Genomic DNA, 19,154 nt, shown 5'->3' on the forward strand with positions numbered 1-19,154 from the left:
AATCTGAAAAGCTGGACTGTCGTCATCCATTTCGAAAAGGGAGCATTGGCTCATGCAACTGGGAATCATCGGGCTGGGCCGTATGGGCGGCAATATCGCAAGGCGCCTGATGCGCGCCGGTCACCGCACCGTGGTGCACGACCGCAACCGTGAAGCCATCACCGGCCTGGAGGGCGAAGGCGCCCAGGGCGCGCATGACCTCGGTGCACTGGTGCAAAAGCTGAAAGCGCCGCGCGCGGTCTGGGTGATGCTGCCGGCTGGCGACGCCACCGAGCAGACTATCGCCCAGCTGGCCGAATTGCTGGAACCGGGCGATGCGATCATCGACGGTGGCAACACCTTCTACAAGGACGACATGCGCCGCGCCGCCGAACTGGCCAAGCGCGGCCTGCATTATCTGGACGTCGGGACTTCCGGCGGCGTGTGGGGCCTGGACCGCGGCTACTGCATGATGATCGGCGGCGAAAAGGACGTGTTCGAGCGCCTCGAGCCGCTGTTCAAGGCGCTGGCGCCGGGCGTGGGCGACATCCCGCGTACCCATGGCCGCAGCGGCGAGCACCAGCGTGCCGAGCACGGCTATATCCATGCCGGCCCACCGGGCGCCGGGCACTACGTGAAAATGGTGCATAACGGCATCGAGTACGGCCTGATGCAGGCCTATGCCGAAGGCTTCGACCTGCTGCGCAGCAAGGGCGGCAACGAGCTGCCCGAAGACCAGCGCTTCGACCTGAACGTGGCCGAAATTGCCGAAGTGTGGCGACGCGGCAGCGTGGTGACCTCGTGGCTGCTCGACCTCACCGCCGATGCACTGGTGGCCGACCCTCAGCTGTCGCAATTCAGTGGCTCGGTGTCCGACAGTGGCGAAGGCCGCTGGACCATCGACGCCGCCGTCGAGCAGGCGGTGCCGGTGCCGGTGTTGTCCAGCGCACTGTTCGCGCGCTTCCGTTCGCGCCAGCAACAGGGCACCTACGGTGACAAGATCCTCTCGGCCATGCGCCTGGGCTTCGGTGGCCACGTCGAGAAGAAAGGCGAATGACTAAACAGACCCTTGCGGCCGCCCCCCCTTGTACCCTGTTCCTGTTCGGCGCCAATGGCGACCTGGTCAAGCGCCTGCTGATGCCCGCGCTGTACAACCTCAGCCGCGACGGTTTGCTGGACCGTAACCTGCGCATCGTCGGCGTCGACCATAACCCGGCCAGCGCCGAGGATTTCGCCGCGCGCCTGCACGCGTTCATGGTCGAGCGTGACAAAGGAAGCGAGGGCACCGCCAAGTGCCTGGACGAGAAACTATGGGCCCGCCTGGCCAAGCGCCTGGATTATCAGACGGGCGACTTTCTCGATCCGGCCACCTACCAGGCCCTGGCCAGGCGCATCGACAAGACCCGCCACGGCAATGCCATTTTCTATCTGGCCACGTCGCCGCGCTTCTTCCCCGAGGTGGCGCAGCGCCTGGGGCAGGCCGGCCTGCTGGACGAGTCTGCCGGCGGCTTTCGCCGGGTGGTGGTTGAAAAACCGTTCGGCACCGACCTGGCCAGCGCCGAGGCGCTCAACGCCTGCCTGCTGAAGGTGATGGGCGAGCGGCAGATCTACCGCATCGACCATTACCTGGGCAAAGAGACGGTGCAGAATATTCTGGTCAGCCGCTTTTCCAACGGCCTGTTCGAATCGTTCTGGAACAACCACTACATCGACCACGTGCAGATCACCGCAGCGGAAACCGTCGGTGTCGAGACCCGTGGTGCGTTCTATGACAGCACCGGCGCCCTGCGCGACATGGTGCCCAACCACCTGTTCCAGTTGCTGGCGATGGTGGCCATGGAGCCGCCGGCCGCGTTCGGTGCCGATGCGGTGCGCGGTGAAAAAGCCAAGGTGGTCGGCGCTATTCGCCCATGGTCGGCAAAAATGGCCCTGAAGAACTCCGTGCGAGGCCAGTACAGCGCTGGCAAGCAGGGGCGCAAGCCGTTGCCAGGCTACCGTCAGGAGGCCAACGTCGCGCCGGATAGCCAGACCGAGACCTACGTGGCGCTGAAGGTGATGATCGACAACTGGCGCTGGGCCGGCGTGCCATTTTACCTGCGCACCGGCAAGCGCATGAGCGTGCGTGACACCGAGATTGCCATCTGCTTCAAGCCCGCACCGTATGCGCAGTTTCGCGAGTCGGAGCTGGAACGGCCCAAACCCAACTACCTGAAAATCCAGATCCAGCCCAATGAAGGCATGTGGTTCGATCTGCAAGCCAAACGGCCCGGGCCAGAGCTGGTGATGGAGAATGTCGAGTTGGGTTTTGCCTACAAGGACTTCTTCAAGATGACCCCGGCCACTGGCTACGAGACGCTGATCTATGACTGCCTGACCGGTGACCAGACCCTGTTCCAGCGGGCTGACAACATCGAAAACGGCTGGCGAGCGGTGCAGCCGTTTCTCGATGCCTGGGCCCAGGGCGGCGAAGTGCATGAGTACTCGGCTGGCGAAGATGGGCCTGAGGCCGGCAATGAATTGCTGACCCGCGACAAGCGGGAGTGGCACCGGTTGGGGTGAGAGGTTTGCAAGCCTGTGCCGGCCCTTTCGCGGGCAAGCCCGCGCCTGCAGGGCATTCCATTCCCTCAGGCACCTGCGAAGCGGGCAGCACAGGCAACCACACAAAGGAGACTCAATGCCTGCCCACATCGAAGACTACGCCCTGCTGGGCAATTGCCGCAGTGCGGCGCTGGTCAGCCGCGATGGCGCGCTGGACTGGCTGTGCCTGCCACGCTTCGACGCCCCCGCCGTGTTCGCCGCCCTGCTGGGCAACGAAGAAAATGGCCGCTGGCGCCTGGCCCCTTGCGACCCGGTAACGCACAGCAGCCGCCAATACCTGGGCGACACCCTGGTGCTGGAAACCACCTGGGTCACCGCCAGCGGTCGTGCCCGGGTGCTCGACTTCATGCCCTTGGGCGAAGTCAATTCGGTGGTGCGCATCGTCGAAGGCTTGTCTGGCGAAACCCATTTCGAAATGGACCTGGTCATGCGCTTCGACTACGGCCGCAGCGTGCCCTGGGTGGAACGGCTCGACCCACTGACCCTCAGTGCCGTCGCCGGCCCTGACCGTTTGATCCTGTGCAGCACCGTGCCCCCGCAAGCCCGCGACCATCATACCGGCTGCCGCTTTCGCGTCAGCACGGGCCAGCGCCAGGTCTTCAGCCTGCGTCACCAGCCCTCGCACTTGCCGGTGCAGCCTGACTGCAACATCGACCATGCCCTGGCAAACACCTGTGAGCAATGGCAGGCCTTCGCCGACCGCTGCCCGCAGGTAGGGCCATATACCGCCCTGGTGCGTCGGTCGCTGCTCACCCTCAAGGCCATGACCTACGCCCCCACCGGCGGTATTGTCGCTGCCGTCACCACTTCGTTGCCTGAGCGTGTGGGGGGCGAGCGCAATTGGGACTACCGCTTCTGTTGGCTGCGCGACGCGACCATGACCCTGCTGGCCTTCATGAACCTTGGCTACTTCGACGAGGCCCAGGCCTGGCGCGAGTGGCTGCTGCGCTCGGTGGCCGGCAACCCCGAGCAGATGCAGATCATGTATGGCCTGGCTGGCGAGCGTGACCTGCAGGAGTACACCTTGCCGTGGTTGGCCGGTTATGAACATTCACAGCCGGTGCGGGTGGGCAACGCCGCCTCGGCGCAGACACAACTGGACATCTATGGCGAACTGGCCGATGCGATGACTCAGGCGATCAGGGGCGGGTTGCCCCGTCACCCGCGCAGCGCCGCCATTTCGCGCTTGATATTGCCTTATGTCGAACGCATCTGGCGCGAGCCGGACGAGGGCATCTGGGAAGTGCGTGGCGGCCGGCAGCAGTTCGTGCACTCCAAGGTGATGGCCTGGGTCGCCTTCGACCGCGCCGCAGGGCTGGCCGACACCACAGAAGAAGGCCGCGAGCGCGGGCAGCATTATCGCCAGGTGGCGGACGAAATTCACCGCGACGTGTGCGAGCACGGCCTGGACCCCAGCGGCCGGTTCTTCGTCCAGGCCTATGGTTCGACCGAAATGGACGCCAGCCTGTTGCAGATCGCCCTGACCGGCTTCCTGCCGGCGGATGACCCACGCTTCATGCGCACCCTGGAACAGATCGAACAGCGTCTGATGAAGAACGGCCTGTTGCTGCGCTATGACAGTGACAGCTGCAGCGACGGCCTGACGCCGGGAGAGGGCACCTTCCTGGTGTGTTCGTTCTGGCTGGCTGACGTTTATGTATTGCTGGGGCGCCAGGGCAAAGCCGAAGCGCTGTACCAACACCTGACCGGCCTGTGCAACGACCTCGGCCTGCTGGCCGAACAGTACGACTCGGCCGGCCAGCGCATGCTCGGCAACTTCCCCCAGGCCTTCAGCCAGATAGGCATCATCAACACCGCGCTGAATCTGCACCGCGCACAGTGCCCGGCGCGCGACCGGGCGCGTTGTGGGTAGCGAATGAGTAGGGCGACTGCCTTGACCGGAGTAGACTAGGCCAAACCCTTTCGGCACGGAGCATACATGGGCATTCGCGGTACTGACCGGCAGATCGACAACATCGAGTTCAATGTCAGCGACATCTCACGGAGCAAGGCCTTCTATGGCAGTGTGTTTGGCTGGGCGTTCACCGACTACGGGCCGACTTACACCGAGTTCAGCGATGGCCGGTTGACGGGGGGCTTCACCACGGGTGAGCCGGTGCGCCCGGGCGGGCCGCTGGTCATCCTGTACGCTGACGACCTGGAGGCCACGCAGCAGCGGATCGAAGCTGCCGGGGCGAAAATCAGCCGGGCGACCTTTGCCTTCCCCGGCGGGCGGCGCTTTCATTTCATCGACCCGGACGGTTATGAGCTGGCGGTGTGGACGGCCCAAGCCTGATGGCCAATCACAAGATCGAAATCCGCCGACGCAATATCGAAAAAATCCTGCAAGCGGCGGAAAAGGTGTTTGCCGAGAAGGGCTATGGCGCCACCTCCATGGGTGATATCGCCGAGCAGGCTGAGCTGCCACGCTCCAACCTGCATTATTACTTCAGCACCAAGGACGAGCTGTTCCGCGCGGTGCTGCAGGACCTGCTGGATGTGTGGAAGCAGGACGCCCTGTGCTTCGAGAACTTCGACGACCCGCGTGTGGTGCTGACCAGCTACATCCGGGCAAAGATGGGCCATTCGCGCTCGCGGCCGCTGGGCTCGAAAATCTGGGCCGAAGAGATGCTGCACGGGGCGCCGGTGCTGGGGGTGAACCTCGACGAAAGCCTGGTGCCCTGGGCGAAGATGAAAGAAGCCAAGATCCGCTGCTGGGTGGAAGAGGGGCGTATTCTGCCGGTAGAGCCTTCGGCGTTGCTGTACATGATCTGGGCGTCTACCCAGCACTATGCTGACTTTGGTTACCAGGTGCAGTTGCTCAACGGCGGCGAGGTGCTGTCTGACATGGCCTTCGAGAATGCGGTGCAGACGGTGACCAGCGTGATCTTGCGGGGAATAGGGCTGGCGCCGTGATCCGGCATTCCAGGTGGACGTGGTCTTTTTGTGGTAGCGGCCTTGTGTCGCGATTGGGCCGCGAAGCGGCCCCTCGATGTCTGTATCGCGGCAAAGACTGCTGGGGCCGCTGTGCGGCCCAATCGCGACACAAGGCCGCTCCCACAGGTATCGCGCCCGCTTTTAGAAATTGAGCAAGACAGTTGCTCCCACAGGGGGCGCGTCAGCTGTTCAGGCGGTGACCCGCTTCAACTGGCCTCGCGGTAGGGGTTACGCGGATCCTGCGTCCAGTTCAGGTATGGCTTGCCGGTGTCCTGTGCCTCCATTTCGATGCAGTTTTCCACCGGGCAGGTGATCTGGCACAGGTTGCAGCCTACGCACTCCTCTTCGATCACACTGTAGGCATGCGTGCCGTCAGCCTTCAGCGTGCTGGCAATCGCCTGGTGCGAGGTGTCCTCGCACGCAATGTGGCAGCGCCCGCAGCCAATGCACGCCTCCTGGTCAATGTGCGCGACCGACTTGTAGTTGATGTCCAGGTATTTCCAGTCGGTGGTATGCCCCACCGCCTGCCCGCGGAACGCTTCGATAGTGGCATGCCCCTGCTGGTCCATCCAGCGTGCCAGGCCGTCCTGCATGTCCTCGACGATACGGAAGCCATGCAGCATCGCTGCCGTGCACACCTGCACGGCGCCACTGCCCAGGGCCATGAACTCGGCGGCGTCACGCCAGTTGCCGATGCCGCCAATGCCACAAATCGGCAAGCCCCGCGTTTCCGGGTCGCGGGCGATTTCCGCCACCATGTTCAAGGCAATCGGCTTCACTGCCGAACCGCAGTAACCGCCATGGGTGCTCTGGTCTCCGACAATCGGGTGGGCCACCATGCGGTCCAGGTCGACGCTGGTGATGGAGTTGATGGTGTTGATCAACGACACCGCATCGGCCCCGCCCCGGTGCGCGGCGCGGGCCGACTGGCGGATATCGGTGATGTTTGGCGTAAGCTTCACGATCACCGGCAGCGCGCAGTACGTCTTGCACCAGCGGGTGACCATTTCCACATATTCCGGCACCTGGCCGACGGCCGCCCCCATGCCGCGCTCCGGCATTCCGTGCGGGCAACCGAAGTTCAGCTCGATGCCATCAGCCCCGGTGGCTTCCACCAGCGGCAGGATGAACTTCCACGATTCCTCTATGCACGGCACCATCAGCGACACAATCAGTGCGCGGTCGGGCCAGTCCTTCTTTACCTGGGTAATTTCACGCAGGTTGATGTCCAGTGAGCGGTCGGTGATCAACTCGATATTGTTGATCCCCTGTACCTGACGGTTGGGGCCATAGTGCGCCGAGTAGCGCGACGACACGTTGACCGCCGCAGGGTCTTCGCCCAGGGTCTTCCAGACCACGCCGCCCCAGCCGGCCTCGAAGGCGCGGACCACGTTGTAGGCCTTGTCGGTTGGCGGTGCGGAGGCCAGCCAGAAGGGGTTGGGTGCCTTGATGCCGGCAAATACGATAGACAAGTCGGCCATTTACGCTGCCTCCACGTTGAGCATGAGTTGGGCATGGATGGCTTCGGCGGCCAGCTTGCCGTGTTGCACGGCCTGCACGGTAAGGTCCTGCCCCAGTGCGGTGCAGTCGCCGCCTGCGTACACGCCCGGCAGGCTGGTCTGCAGGTTTTCGTCCACGCGGATGCGCTCACCCTCGCGGGCCAGTTGCGCAGCCACCGGGTCGCCGAGGCTGGCATCGTCAAAGCGTTGGCCAATGGCCTTGAAGATGGCGTCCGCAGCCAGCTCGAAGGTTTCGCCGGTATCGCGCAGGCGGCCTTCCGCCAGCTCGGTGCAGGCAAAACGCATGCCGCGGACCCTGCCGGCGTCGTCCAGCAGCACGGCATCAGGGCGGGCCCAGGTGTGCAGGCGCACCTGGTTGGCTTTGGCAATGTCCTGCTCGTGGCCGGTAGCGCCCATGTCGGCGTGGCCACGGCGGTACACCAGGTTGACGTCGCGGGCCCCCAGACGGCTCATCTGCACAGCCATGTCGATGGCCGTGTTGCCAGCACCGATCACCAGGCAGCGGTCGGCCAACGGGAGCTGGCTCAGATCATCGGCCTGGCGTAGCTCGCGGATGTATTCGGTGGCGGCGACCACTCCGGGTGCTTCCTCGTCGGGCAGCCCTAGCTGGCGCACGGCATTCAGGCCGAGGCCCAGGAACACCGCGTCGTACTGATCGCGCAGTTCGCCCAGGCTGAGGTTGCCACCCAGGCGCTGGCCATGGCGGACTTCGATACCGCCAATCCCCAACAAGAAATCCACTTCACGCTGGGCATAGTCGTCTACCAGCTTGTAGCGGGCGATGCCGTACTCGTTGAGGCCACCGGCCTTGTCGCAGGCCTCGAACACCACCACGTCATGGCCGTGCATGGCCAGGCGGTGGGCGCAGGACAGCCCTGCCGGGCCGGCGCCGACCACGGCGATACGCTTGCCGGTGGTTGCCGAGCGCTTGAATGGGTGTGCGCTGAACTGGGCGTTGTCCAAGGCGTAACGCTGCAACTGGCCGATCAGCACCGGCGCGCATTCCTGGGCATTGTTGCGCACGCAGGCTTGCTGACAGAGGATTTCGGTGGGGCACACGCGGGCGCAACTACCGCCCAGAATGTTGGCCGAAAGAATGCGCTCGGCGGCGCCTTGCAGGTTTTCGTCACTGATGCGGTGTATGAACGAGGGGATGTCGATCTCGCTGGGGCAAGCGTTGACGCAGGGGGCGTCGTAGCAGTACAGGCAGCGTGCACTTTCCAGGGCGGCCTGGCGCGCGGTGAGGGGTGGGGCCAGGTCGCTGAAGCGCTCGGCCAACTGGTCGGCGCCGGCCCGTGGGCGCGGCAAGTGGTTCAGGGCGTTGGTCACGGTTGTAGCCTCTCTATTTTTTTTGGTGCAGGCGACAGGTATTGCGGTCGATTCTGGGGCCGCTCCCACAGGCGATCGCGGTCCTTGTGGGAGCAACTGTCTTGCTCAATTTCTAAAAGCTGGCGCGATCCCTGTGGGAGCGGCCTTGCGTCGCGATGGGCTGCACAGCAGCCCAGTGGCTTCAGCGCTGAACAGGCATCGGCCGCTGATGCTCGGCCCGGCGCCCCAGCACCTCATACACCGCCGGGTACGCCGGCCGTTCCACATACCGCCCCGCGCCCGGCTCGGCGCGCAGGTCGCCATCGGCCCAGAGCACCTTCCCCTGGCTGATGGTGTGGCTTGGGATGCCGCGCACGGTGCGGCCTTCGAAAATGTTGAAGTCCACCTGCTGGTGGTGGGTTTTGGCGGAGATGGTGCGGGTGCCCTGCGGGTCCCACAGCACCAGGTCGGCATCGGCACCCACGCGGATAGCGCCCTTGCGCGGGAACAGGTTGAAGATTTTCGCCGTGTTGGTAGAGGTCAGCGCGACGAATTCGTGCATCGACAGACGCCCGCTGTTGACCCCGGCATCCCACAGTACTGCCATGCGATCTTCGATGCCGGCGGTGCCGTTGGGGATGCGGCTGAAGTCGTCGCGGCCCATGGCTTTCTGCTCGGCGCAGAAGCAGCAGTGGTCGGTGGCGGTGGTGTGTAGGTTGCCCGACTGCAAGCCGCGCCACAGCGCCTCCTGGTGCTCGCGTGGGCGGAACGGCGGGCTCATCACATAACCGGCGGCGATGGCCCAGTCCGGGTCACGGTAGACACTGTCGTCCAGCAGCAGGTGGCCGGGCAGCACCTCGCCATACACCGGCTGGCCCTTGCCCCGGGCATAGGCGATTTCATCCAGTGCCTCGCGGCTGGAAATGTGCACCAGGTACAACGGCGTGCCGAGGGTTTCGGCAATGCGGATGGCGCGGCTGGCCGCTTCGCCTTCCACCTGCGAGGGGCGCGACAGCGGGTGGGCTTCCGGCCCGGTCATGCCCTGGGCGAGCAGTTTTTTCTGCAGGTGGTACACCAGCTCGCCGTTTTCGGCATGCACGGTGGGCACCGCGCCCAGTTGCAGGCAACGCTCGAAGCTGGCCACCAGGGTATCGTCGGCGGCCATGATCGCATTTTTGTAGGCCATGAAATGCTTGAAGCTGTTCACCCCGTGCTTGGCCACCAGCTCGCCCATCTCTTCGGCCACCTGCTCGCTCCACCAGGTGATGGCGACGTGGAAGCCATAGTCGCTGGCGCTTTTCTGCGCCCAGCCACGCCACGTGTGGAAGGCCTCCAGCAACGACTGCTGCGGGTTGGGAATGACGAAGTCGATGATCGAGGTGGTGCCGCCAGCCAGGCCCGCAGCGGTGCCGCTGAAGAAGTCCTCACTGGCCACCGTGCCCATGAACGGCAACTGCATGTGGGTGTGCGGATCGATGCCCCCGGGCATCAGGTACTGGCCGCTGCCGTCGAGGATCTCGCAGTCGGTGGGCGGTTCGAGGTTTTGCCCGATGGCACGGATCAGGCCATCGGCACACAGGACATCGGCGGGATAACGCTCTTCGTGGGTAACCACGGTGGCGCCACGGATCAACAGGGACATGCCGTTTTCCTCGCAGGCTGACCGGTCTTGGCCGGTTCTTTGCATTGTCATGGATGCAGGGCGGGCAGGGCGGTCAATCCTGTCAGGCCTGACAAGATTCGAGGCTAGATGCTGATTCTGGATTCAGCAAGAAAATTTTCCCATTAAATTTGTGGTTTTTAAGTTGTTGATATCAATAGGAAAAAATTAACGCGCGAATGGGCGCCGGGGTTTTCCGGGTATTTGACTAACTTGACAAGATGAAAATCTGGTCGAGATTTCTAAGCACAATTCCGCGTGCGAACTCCGGTCATCGAATCAGCCTGATGAGCGAAAAAATAGAAGAAAAACTGGAGAAGGGCCTATGCAACAGAGCAGATCGGAAGTGGTCGAGCAAGATGGCCTGTTCGAGCTGTCCGAGGGCAGCGATGTCCTCGACAGCCCGCGCTACAACCCCGACATAGCACCGACCAAGGTGCACCAGCGCACCTGGAACAAATGGCACATCACCGCCCTGTGGGTGGGCATGTCCATCTGCGTACCCACCTACACCCTCGGCGGTGTCCTTACCGCCTACTTCGGCCTCAGTGTTGGCGAAGCGCTGCTGGCGATCCTGCTGGCCAACGTTATCGTGCTGATACCGCTTACCCTCAATGCCTTTCCCGGTACCAAGTACGGCATCCCGTTTCCGGTGCTGCTGCGTTCGTCGTTCGGCATTCTCGGCTCCAACGTACCGTGCCTGATCCGCGCGGTGGTGGCCTGTGGTTGGTTCGGTATCCAGACCATGTTCGGCGGGCTGGCCATTCACCTGTTCCTGGGTTCGGTGTTCGACGGCTGGAAGGCGCTGGGCGGGACAGGCGAGGTAATTGGCTTCATGATCTTCTGGTGCCTGAACCTGTGGGTGGTGCTGCGCGGCGCCGAGTCGATCAAGTGGCTGGAAACGCTGTCGGCACCGCTGCTGGTGGCAGTGGGCGTCGGTCTGCTGTTCTGGGCCTTGCCGCACATGTCGATGACCGAACTGTTGGCACAGCCGCCCAAGCGCCCAGAAGGGGCGAGCGTGGTCAGTTACTTCTGCGCCGGGCTTACGGCCATGGTCGGCTTCTGGGCCACACTGTCGCTGAACATTCCCGACTTCAGCCGCTACGCCCGCAGCCAGAAGGACCAGATTCTCGGGCAGATCTTCGGCCTGCCGCTGACCATGTTCCTGTTCGCTGCGCTGGGTGTGGTGCTGACCGCCGCTTCGGCGTCGCTGGTGGGCGAGACGGTGTCCGACCCGGTCACCCTGATCGGCAAGATTCAAAGCCCGTTCTGGGTGGCCCTGGCCATGGCGCTGATCGTGATTGCCACGCTGTCGACCAACACCGCGGCGAACATCGTGTCGCCCACCAATGACTTCCAGAACATTGCCCCACGCCTGATCGGCCGAAGCCGCGCGGTATGGCTGACCGGCTTTATCGGCCTGGCGCTGATGGGGCATGAACTGCTGAAGAAACTGGGCCTGATTGTCTCCGACCTTAGCCTGGAGAGCGTGTATTCCAACTGGCTGCTGGGCTATTCCAGCTTGTTGGGGCCCATTGCCGGCATCATGGTGGTGGACTACTTCCTGATCCGGCGGCAGAAGCTGGACCTGGCCGGGCTATACCGCGACGACGTGTATCCCGCGTGGAACTGGGCCGGTTTTGCCGCCTTCGCCTTGCCAGTAGGGCTGACGGTAATGGCGATTGGCAACAGCAGTTTCAGCTGGTTCTACGACTATGGCTGGTTCACCGGCTCGTTGCTGGGCGGTGCACTGTACGCCGCGCTTGGCGGTTTGGCGGCACGCAACCCGGTGCGGTTGGTCAAACCCTTGCCTTGAGGCCTCGAAGAGGCCCGTACAAACAATAAGAAGCCTGAAGGAGAAGCCCGTGACCCCCGTCAATGAGATCCTGAAGACCAACGCCCGTCACGTCGACAGCACCCGCCTGTGGCAGTCGCTGATGGACCTGGCCCGGCTCGGCGCCACTGCCAAGGGCGGTGTCTGCCGCCTGGCCTTGACCGACCTCGACCGCCAGGCCCGCGATCTGTTCGTGCAGTGGTGCGAGGCGGCCGGTTGCTCGGTCAGCATCGACGCTGTCGGCAACATATTCGCCCGCCGTCCGGGCCGTAACCCCAAGCTGCCGCCGGTGATGACCGGTAGCCATATCGACACCCAGCCCACCGGCGGCAAGTTCGATGGCTGCTTCGGGGTGATGGCCGGGCTGGAGGTGATCCGTACCCTCAACGACCTGGGCGTGGAAACCGACGCGCCGCTCGAAGTGGTGGTGTGGACCAACGAAGAAGGTTCGCGTTTTGCGCCGTGCATGATGGGTTCAGGGGTGTTCGCCGGCAAGTTCACCCTGGAAGACACCCTGGCCAAGCGCGATGCCCAGGGTGTCAGCGTTGGCGAAGCGTTGAACACCATTGGCTACGCCGGTCCGCGTGCCGTGTCGGGGCACCCGGTGGGGGCGTATTTCGAAGCGCATATCGAGCAGGGTCCTATCCTTGAGGACCAGGCCAAGACCATCGGCGTGGTCCTCGGCGCGCTGGGCCAGAAGTGGTTCGACCTGACCCTGCGCGGTGTTGAAGCCCATGCCGGCCCTACGCCGATGCACCTGCGCAAGGACGCCCTGGTGGGGGCAGCCGCTGTGGTAGAGGCGGTCAACCGCACGGCGCTTGCCCACCAGCCCCACGCTTGCGGCACGGTGGGTTGCCTTCAGGCGTACCCGGGCTCGCGTAACGTGATCCCGGGCGAAGTGCGCATGACCCTCGACTTCCGCCACCTGGAGGGCGAGCAGTTGAATGCGATGATTGCCGATGTGCGCGGGGTGATCGAGGCGACCTGTACCAAGCATGGCCTGAGCCATGAGCTGGTGCCCACGGCAGACTTCCCGGCGCTTTACTTCGACAAAGGCTGTGTCGACGCCGTACGCGAGTCGGCCAAGGCGTTGGGCCTGCCGCACATGGACATCGTCAGTGGGGCGGGGCATGACGCGATCTTCCTGGCCGAGCTGGGGCCGGCGGGGATGATTTTCGTGCCGTGCGAAAACGGCATCAGCCATAACGAGATCGAGAACGCCACGCCCGATGACCTGGCGGCGGGCTGCGCAGTGTTGTTGCGGGCGATGCTGGCGGCGTCGGAGGCAATTGCCAGCGGGCGGCTGGCGGCCTAGGCACTGGCCTCAAGAAGGCCGTTACGGCCAAGGTGATAGCGCTGCAGGTCCTGCGCCAGGGTCAACTGCCCGCTGTAATGGGCGAGGGCCTCGTCGCGCACGGTGTCGATGTGCGGGCTGCGCCGTGGGTCGTTCTGGTAGCGGGCGCTGAAATGCGTCAGTACCAGGTTGCGCACGCCAGCGGCCTCGGCAAAGCGTGCCACCTCAGCGGCGGTGCTGTGGCCGAACGTGCCCCCGGTGCGTTCGACCACCGCCTGGGTGAAGGTGGCTTCGTGCACCAGTACATCCGCCCCCCTGGCGACGGCTGCCAGCAGCGCTGGTTTGTCGTTGTCCCCGCACACGATCACCCGCTGGGGCGGACGCGAAGGGCGCAGGTAGTCGTTGCCGTTCAGCAGTTGCCCGTTGAACGTCACGGTCAACCCCTTGGCCAGCTCGCCCCACAGCGGACCACGCGGTATGCCCTCGGCGTCCAGGCGCTGGATGTCCAGGCGTGGCTCAGGGTTGATTTCGGTGAATACGAAACCCACGCTGGGCACCCGGTGCGACAGTTGCACGGTGGTCACCTGCAGGGTTTCGCTGCGCCATGCGATCAGCGCTTCCACGGGCAACAGGCGTAGCTCGAACGGCAGGAAGGTGTCGCTGGCAACCAGGCCCTGGCGTACCCAATCGTGCAGTACGGCGGGCAGGATCACTTCCAGCGGCTGGGTGCGCCCGCTCATGCCCGCGCTGGCCAGCAGGCCGGGCAGGCCGAAGCAATGGTCACCATGCACGTGGGTGATGAAGATCGCGCGCAGGTCGCGGATCGAAAGCGGGGTGTGCAGCAGGCGGTGCTGGGTGCCTTCGCCGCAATCGACCAGATACCAGTGGCTGCCACTGGCTTCGATCACAGCTGTGGCGCTGACATTGCGTGCCTTGGTGGGCACCCCGGCGGAGGTGCCGAGGAACAGCAGGTCCATGCTCAGGCTCCTGTTTCAGGCCAGAAGCGGCCAAGGTGATACGGGGCGCACACCTTAGCCGGATTGCCACCCGCCGTCGACGGCCCGCTAGTTATCCTGTCGCCAGATGAGCTTGCTGGTGTCATACCCTTGCTCTCGGGCGATTGTCAGCAGTTGCTCGCGCTGCTGGTCGGTGACCGCTGGCGTGCGCGAAAGCAGCCACAGGTACTCGCGGTTGGGGTGGCCGACCAGAGCCACGCGGTAGTCCTTGTCGTGGTACAGCACCCAGTACTCGCCCTTGGTCAGGCCCGGTGCCAGGCGGCTGAACCAGTTGTCGAAGCGCACCCACAGCTTGTCGGTGCTGCCCGGTTGCTGAGCCTCGGCGATGCCCTTGGCTTCATTCCACTGGCCGTCCTTTTCCTGGCAGCGGTTGGTTACATCGATACGGCCGTCCTCGCGCAAGCCATAGCGCGCCTCGGACTTCACGCAGTTACGCTGGAAGAACATCGGCAGTCGCGCCAGTTCATACCAAGTGCCCTGGTAGCGTTGCAAGTCGACCTGCTGGGTGCGCGGCGGTGCCGGGTGATCGTTGCCGGCGCAGCCGAGCAGGGCCAGGGTCATGCAGGAAAGCAGCAGTGTAGTGCGCAGCGCCATGGGTGACCTCCTTGGAGCGGATGGGGCGTACCTGTGTTTCGACGCCTGTGCGGGGAAAAAGTTGTAGACGATATTGCCTGCGGGTAAACCCGTGCAGGAGCGGGTTTACCCGCGAAAGGGCCCGCACAGGTCCGCACAGGCCTGCCTCACAGCCAGTACGTCACCGCCCACCATCCCAACCCGCCCATCACCACGGTATAGGGCAGCGCCATCCACACCATCCGTCCATACGACAGCCGGATCAGCGGCGCAATGGCCGAGGTCAGCAGGAACAGGAACGCCGCCTGCCCGTTCGGCGTCGCCACGCTTGGCAGGTTGGTGCCGGTGTTGATCGCCACCGCCAGTGTTTCGAAATGCTCGCGGCTCATGCTGCCGTTGAGAAATGCCTGCTTCACTTCGGTGATGTAGATGGTGGCAACGAACACATTGTCGCTGATCGCCGACAGCAAACCGTTGGCCAGATACAGCATGCCCGGTTGCTGTTCGGCCGGCAGCGTCAGCACCCAGCTGATCAATGGGCTGAACAATTGTTGCTGATGAATCACCGCGACCACGGCAAAGAACACCACCAACAGCGAAGTGAATGGCATGGCGTCCTGGAAGGCACGGCCCAGGCGGTGCTCGTCGGTGATGCCGGTGAAGGCCGTGATCAGTACGATCACCATCAGGCCGATCAGGCCGACCTCGGCCACATGCAGCCCCAGGCAGATGATCAGGATCAGGGCAGCAAGCCCTTGTACCCACAGCGCGATGCGCTGGGCCTGGGTACGTGCGGCATCGTCCTCGGCGGCATAGGCAGCCAGTACCTGGCGCACTGTCTCAGGCATCAGCGTGCCGTAGCCGAACAGGCGCAGCTTCTCCAGCAACACGCAGGTCAGCAGGCCGGCACCCAGCACCGGTATCGACACGGGCGCCACCTTGAGGAAGAAGTCAGCGAAGTGCCAGCCCATCTCGTGGCCGATCAGCAGGTTCTGCGGCTCGCCCACCAGCGTGCACACGCCACCCAAGGCGGTACCCACTGCGCCGTGCATCAGCAAGCTGCGCAGGAACGCGCGGAACTGGTTCAGGTCGTCACGGTGTAACTGCGCCACTTGCTGGTCGCTGTCCAGTGCGCTGTCTTCACGCGGGTTGGCGCCGGACGCCACGCGATGGTAGACCGCATAAAAGCCGACCGCGGCGCTGATGATCACGGCCGTCACGGTCAGCGCATCGAGAAACGCCGAAAGGAATGCCGACAGTACGCAGAACAGTAGCGACAGCATGGCTTTCGAGCGCACACCCAGCAGAATGCGCGAGAACAGGAACAGCAGCAGTTCCTTCATGAAATGGATACCGGCGACCATGAACATCAGCAGCAGGATTACCGGGAAGTTGTGCTGCAGTTCTTCGTACAGTGCCTGCGGCGTGGTCATCTGCAACAGCAGGGCTTCGATCAGCAACAATCCCCCGGGCATCAGCGGGTAGCACTTCAGCGCCATGCCCAGGGTGAAGATGAACTCGATTACCAGCGCCCACCCGGCTGCAGCCGGGCCAATGGTTGCCAGTAGAAGCGGATTGAGCACCAGGAACAGGCAGATGACCGCTTTGTACCAAAGCGGCGACTGGCCCAGGAAACCGTGAGCGAGGGCGCCGGTCAGGGAGCGCGACATGAATATGTATCCTTATGATTCAGCGATGGCGCACGGTGCCGGATCATTGCGCCTTAGGCAAGGCATACAGTCCCGTTTTTGGCACAAGTACGGTCATCGGCATGAGTTAACATCCGGACCATGAACTTTTCGCCCGCAGGAGTGCCGCCCGTGACCGAGTACAGTGCATTAAAGGTCGAACTGACCGACAGCGTCGCCCATGTTCAGATCAATCGCCCAGAGAAGGTCAACGCGATGAATGCGGCCTTCTGGGAGGAAATCGTCGACATCTTCCAGTGGATCGATGACACCGATGCCGTGCGCGCGGTGGTGATCAGCGGCGCTGGCAAGCACTTTTCCGCCGGTATCGACCTGATGATGCTGGCCTCGCTGGCTGGGCAGATGGGCAAGGACGTGGGCCGCAATGCACGCTTCCTGCGCAAGACCATCCAGCGGCTGCAGGCCTCGTTCACCGCTGTGGACACGTGCCGCAAACCCGTACTGGCGGCCGTGCAAGGCTACTGCATCGGCGGCGCCATCGACCTCATCTCGGCATGCGACATGCGCTACTGCAGCAGTGACGCGCAGTTCTCGATCAAGGAAATCGACATGGGTATGGCGGCCGATGTTGGCACATTGCAACGTTTGCCACGCATCATTGGCGACGGCATCATGCGGGAGCTGGCGTTTACCGGGCGCAATGTCGAGGCCGACGAGGCGCTGCGCATCGGCCTGGTCAACCGAGTCTATGATGATCAGGCCGCACTGATGGACGGCGTCTTTGCCATCGCCCGCGAGATTGCCGCAAAATCGCCGATCGCTGTGGCCGGCACCAAGGAAATGCTCAGCTACATGCGTGACCATCGCATCGACGATGGCCTGGACTACATTGCCACCTGGAACGCCGCGATGCTGCAGTCCGAAGACCTGCGCGTGGCTGTGGCGGCGCACATGAGCAAACAGAAACCGACGTTCGCCGACTGATTGGGCCGGGGGACGCGCAGTAAAGGAACCCCCGACATGTCAGCACGCTGGACTACTGCAGTACTCGACCCACAGATGACCGGGGGGCTGGCCGTGGCCCGCAGCCCTGAAGGGTTTCTGGTGGACGCCAACGGCGCGCTGTTCCCCCGCGACTGGCTCAAGCGCCAGGACCTCGACGTGCTGTGCGAGCACGGCATCGGTCACTTTGACGGCCAGCCGGTGTTCCTGCTGGAACTGCGCAGCGCCACTGATGTGCCTGGCTGCAGCTGGCGCGGCCTGCGTGCGTTCATGCTCGAAGGCGACTTCGACACCTACAAGGTGCTGGGCTATGCCGCACAAATCGGTACCTGGGCGCGCGAGCATCGCTTCTGCGGCAGTTGCGGCCAGGCGATGACGCAAATTCGCTGGGAGCGGGCGATGTACTGCCAGCCCTGCGACCTGCGCAGCTATCCGCGCATTTCACCCAGCATGATCGTGCTGGTGACACGCGGTGATGAAATCCTGCTGGCGCGTTCGCCACGCTTCGTTACCGGGGTGTACAGCACCTTGGCAGGTTTTGCCGAGCCGGGTGAATCGGCCGAAGACTGCCTGGTGCGCGAAGTGCGCGAAGAAGTGGCGGTGGAGGTGCGGAACATCCAGTACGTCGGCAGCCAGTGCTGGCCGTTCCCGCATTCGATGATGCTGGGTTTCCATGCCGAGTATGCCGGGGGCGAGATTGTCATGCAGCCGGACGAGATCGAGGACGCCAAGTGGTTCAGCGTCCACGACTTGCCGCCGCTGCCGGCCGGGCGGTCCATTGCCCGTTACCTGATCGATCTGTATGTTGCGCGGCGGCTGGGCTGTGATATCCCTGCTTTCCCGTCCTAGCTGCAGTGAACAATGTGCTCCGACTAGGCGCAGGGCGCAGGCAATGGTCATTCCATTGCCAAAGCCCCTCAGGCCTGCCCGAACCAGTGTTGCCACGCTAAGCGCACGGTCAACGCCAGCACCACGGTGATGAACACCGGGCGGATGAACTTGCTGCCGCCGCTGATCGCAGTGCGTGCGCCGAAAAAGGCGCCGACCATCACCGACAGGCCCATGCACAGGCCGACGATATAGTCCACCTGCCCGGAAATGATGAACACCGTCAGCGCCGCGATGTTGCTGACGAAGTTCATGCTGCGCGCCACGCCGCTGGCGCGTACCAGGTCGATGGGGTACAGCAGCAGGGTACTGACCGTCCAGAACGCCCCGGTACCCGGGCCGGCTACGCCGTCGTAGAAGCCCAGGGTGAAGCCTTGCGGGACTTGCCACTTTTTCTTGATCGGAGCATCGGCATCCAGCGGCGCCTTGGGCGTGCCGCCGAACAACAGGTAGATGCCACAGGCGAAGACGATCACTGGCAGCATCTTGTTCAGCCATTCGGCTGGCATGTAGTGGGCGATGACGGCGCCGAGCAACGCCCCGGTCAGGGTGGCGAACAATGCCGGGCGCCACTGCGCCGGATGGAACAGTTTGCGTTTGTAGTAAGTGAAACTTGCGGTGGCCGAGCCGAAGGTGGAACTGAGCTTGTTGGTGCCCAGCACCAGGTGCGGTGGCATGCCGGCGGTGAGCAGGGCCGGGGTGGTGAGCAGGCCCCCGCCACCGGCGATGGCGTCGATGAATCCGGCGACGAAGGCGACCAGCGCCAGGATGAGGAGGGTTAGGGGTTCTACGGTGAGTTCGAAGGGCATGGGAGGCTTTCAAGCTGAAGGGCCGGATTGCGGCAAATGGACTGATAATCGGCCATGATAATCTCTCGTCCCTGAGGCTGTCAGTGT

At 63.7% G+C, this 19,154-nt stretch carries 16 protein-coding genes; 9 read left to right on the forward strand and 7 right to left on the reverse strand.

The annotated features are described in order from the left end of the window. Positions 1-52: 52 nt before the first annotated feature. The 5 genes from gnd (at position 53) to I8746_RS11550 (ending at position 5,493) form a co-directional block, all read left to right on the forward strand. Complete coding sequence (gnd, locus tag I8746_RS11530; RefSeq protein WP_003251278.1) at positions 53-1,036, forward strand: phosphogluconate dehydrogenase (NAD(+)-dependent, decarboxylating); 984 nt, start codon at positions 53-55, stop codon at positions 1,034-1,036. After that, positions 1,033-2,538 (forward strand): glucose-6-phosphate dehydrogenase, encoded by a 1,506-nt coding sequence (zwf, locus tag I8746_RS11535; protein WP_014755951.1) that lies wholly within the window; start codon positions 1,033-1,035, stop codon positions 2,536-2,538. The genes gnd and zwf overlap by 4 nt, the downstream gene beginning before the upstream one ends. Positions 2,539-2,653: 115 nt before the next feature. Further along, positions 2,654-4,450 (forward strand): glycoside hydrolase family 15 protein, encoded by a 1,797-nt coding sequence (locus I8746_RS11540; protein WP_221100703.1) that lies wholly within the window; start codon positions 2,654-2,656, stop codon positions 4,448-4,450. A 66-nt stretch (positions 4,451-4,516) separates the two neighbouring features. Next, the gene (locus I8746_RS11545; protein ID WP_003251273.1) at positions 4,517-4,873 is read left to right on the forward strand and encodes a VOC family protein; all 357 of its coding nucleotides are present in this window, start codon (positions 4,517-4,519) and stop codon (positions 4,871-4,873) included. Next, positions 4,873-5,493, forward strand: a complete 621-nt coding sequence (locus I8746_RS11550) for a TetR/AcrR family transcriptional regulator (protein ID WP_026031824.1) — start codon at positions 4,873-4,875, stop codon at positions 5,491-5,493. The genes I8746_RS11545 and I8746_RS11550 overlap by 1 nt, the downstream gene beginning before the upstream one ends. Before the next feature lie 227 nt (positions 5,494-5,720). Here the strand turns inward: I8746_RS11550 and preA are convergent, their stop codons facing one another. The 3 genes from preA to hydA all read right to left on the reverse strand — a co-directional run bounded on the left by preA (position 5,721) and on the right by hydA (position 9,984). Further along, positions 5,721-6,995: an NAD-dependent dihydropyrimidine dehydrogenase subunit PreA gene (preA, locus tag I8746_RS11555; RefSeq protein ID WP_014755953.1), complete on the reverse strand. Its 1,275-nt coding sequence runs from the start codon at positions 6,993-6,995 to the stop codon at positions 5,721-5,723. Beyond that, positions 6,996-8,363, reverse strand: coding sequence for an NAD(P)-dependent oxidoreductase (locus I8746_RS11560; protein WP_041168390.1), 1,368 nt, complete (start codon positions 8,361-8,363; stop codon positions 6,996-6,998). A 181-nt stretch (positions 8,364-8,544) separates the two neighbouring features. After that, positions 8,545-9,984 carry a dihydropyrimidinase gene (gene hydA / locus I8746_RS11565; RefSeq protein ID WP_221100704.1) on the reverse strand — a complete coding sequence of 480 codons (1,440 nt, stop codon included), beginning with the start codon at positions 9,982-9,984 and terminating at the stop codon, positions 8,545-8,547. 343 nt (positions 9,985-10,327) lie between these two features. Here hydA and I8746_RS11570 point away from each other — a divergent pair, with 343 nt between their 5' ends. Both I8746_RS11570 and I8746_RS11575 read left to right on the forward strand, forming a co-directional pair. Continuing rightward, the gene (locus tag I8746_RS11570) at positions 10,328-11,818 is read left to right on the forward strand and encodes an NCS1 family nucleobase:cation symporter-1 (RefSeq protein ID WP_047604814.1); all 1,491 of its coding nucleotides are present in this window, start codon (positions 10,328-10,330) and stop codon (positions 11,816-11,818) included. Positions 11,819-11,867: 49 nt separating this feature from the next. Further along, complete coding sequence (locus I8746_RS11575) at positions 11,868-13,151, forward strand: Zn-dependent hydrolase (RefSeq protein ID WP_012051810.1); 1,284 nt, start codon at positions 11,868-11,870, stop codon at positions 13,149-13,151. On the opposite strand, the gene I8746_RS11580 is transcribed toward I8746_RS11575, so the two are convergent. From I8746_RS11580 to nhaB, 3 genes are all read right to left on the reverse strand, one after another. Further along, complete coding sequence (locus tag I8746_RS11580; protein WP_003251258.1) at positions 13,148-14,107, reverse strand: ribonuclease Z; 960 nt, start codon at positions 14,105-14,107, stop codon at positions 13,148-13,150. The genes I8746_RS11575 and I8746_RS11580 overlap by 4 nt on opposite strands. An 87-nt stretch (positions 14,108-14,194) precedes the next feature. Then, entirely contained in the window at positions 14,195-14,740 is a 546-nt protein-coding gene (locus tag I8746_RS11585; protein WP_003251256.1) for a lipocalin family protein, read from the reverse strand. Between the two features lie 146 nt (positions 14,741-14,886). After that, a complete protein-coding gene (nhaB, locus tag I8746_RS11590) occupies positions 14,887-16,389 on the reverse strand; it encodes a sodium/proton antiporter NhaB (protein WP_003251254.1) in 1,503 nt (500 codons plus the stop codon). A gap of 150 nt (positions 16,390-16,539) precedes the next feature. Between nhaB and I8746_RS11595 the strand changes: the two genes are divergently transcribed. Continuing rightward, positions 16,540-17,352, forward strand: a complete 813-nt coding sequence (locus I8746_RS11595) for a crotonase/enoyl-CoA hydratase family protein (RefSeq protein ID WP_004576977.1) — start codon at positions 16,540-16,542, stop codon at positions 17,350-17,352. 36 nt (positions 17,353-17,388) lie between these two features. After that, positions 17,389-18,219: an NAD(+) diphosphatase gene (nudC, locus tag I8746_RS11600; protein WP_012051813.1), complete on the forward strand. Its 831-nt coding sequence runs from the start codon at positions 17,389-17,391 to the stop codon at positions 18,217-18,219. A gap of 68 nt (positions 18,220-18,287) precedes the next feature. Here the strand turns inward: nudC and I8746_RS11605 are convergent, their stop codons facing one another. Beyond that, entirely contained in the window at positions 18,288-19,067 is a 780-nt protein-coding gene (locus I8746_RS11605) for a TSUP family transporter (RefSeq protein WP_012051814.1), read from the reverse strand. Between the last annotated feature and the right edge of the window lie 87 nt (positions 19,068-19,154).

Origin of the sequence: Pseudomonas sp. USTB-Z (assembly GCF_019691255.1) — a bacterium.
Taxonomy (GTDB): domain Bacteria; phylum Pseudomonadota; class Gammaproteobacteria; order Pseudomonadales; family Pseudomonadaceae; genus Aquipseudomonas; species Aquipseudomonas alloputida.